The 271-nt window shown below is 76.4% G+C and carries 1 protein-coding gene; it reads left to right on the top strand.

Annotated elements, in window-relative coordinates; translation table 11 throughout:
• Positions 1-271, top strand: a 271-nt coding sequence (locus ACP7FG_RS13020) for a hypothetical protein (protein WP_439226630.1), incomplete at both ends; no start/stop codon positions are given.

Genomic DNA, 271 nt, shown 5'->3' with positions numbered 1-271 from the left:
CGGATCGTCGTGCCGAACGGCAGTTCCGGCACCCATGCCGGCCTCGCCGCCGGGCTTGCCGCCGCCGGACGCGACCCGCACTTGGCGCAGTCCTACACGGTGCTCGCTCCTGAAGCCGAGGCGCGGGCGGCGACGCTTGCCCGAGCCCGCGACACCCTCGCGCTGATCGACGGCGGCCTGACGCTCGCCGACGACGCCGTGCGCGTGGACGGCGCCCATCGCGGACCCGGCTACGGCATCCCGACCGAGGGCATGCGCGAGGCCGTGCGGC

The sequence above is a fragment of the Idiomarina sp. ST10R2A5 genome, assembly GCF_051842325.1.
Lineage (GTDB): Bacteria > Pseudomonadota > Gammaproteobacteria > Enterobacterales > Alteromonadaceae > Idiomarina > Idiomarina abyssalis.
Note: the sequence above shows the minus strand (reverse complement) of the source record. Positions and strands in the feature narration are given on the sequence as shown.